At 62.0% G+C, this 471-nt stretch carries 1 protein-coding gene; it reads left to right on the top strand.

Annotated features, from left to right (window positions below; translation table 11 throughout):
• Positions 1-173: 173 nt before the first annotated feature.
• On the top strand, positions 174-471 hold a 298-nt coding region (locus tag Q5L94_RS13345), incomplete at its 3' end, for an alpha-2,3-sialyltransferase (protein ID WP_317498854.1).

Raw genomic sequence — 471 nt, 5'->3', positions numbered from 1 at the left:
CAATGACGTCAATGACCGTGGGGCGATGGAACATGCGGGCCTGTCGGCCTGCCCATCGGATTCGCATCCCTCGATCCTGGGGCTGGCCGACTGGATTCTGCCCCTGCCCGGTGGCAAGGGGGCGCTCAGATCAATGTCGGATATTCTGATGGCAACTGCGACGGGCTGAGGGCATGCAGTTGCGCGACCGCCCGGTTGTCGTGGCCGGCAATGGGGCCTCTTTGGCGCAGATACCACAGGGCGCGATCCTGGCGGATGATTTCATCCTTCGAACCAATAATTTCTTCTTTGAACAGCGGTTTCATCTCGGACGCCGGGTGGACCTCGCCTTTATGGGCGGGGACCCTCGCGTAGCGCCCTTCATGTTCGAAACCCTGTATCGCTGCCGCAGTGACTACGATCTGGGGGGCTGGAGCAGTCACAATCCGCGGGTGATCCGGGCTGGGCGGCGGCGCTTTGGGCAGAGTTTTC

This window comes from Idiomarina sp. Sol25 (genome assembly GCF_033052775.1).
Taxonomy (GTDB): domain Bacteria; phylum Pseudomonadota; class Gammaproteobacteria; order Enterobacterales; family Alteromonadaceae; genus Idiomarina.
This window is presented reverse-complemented; position numbering and strand designations above follow the sequence as displayed.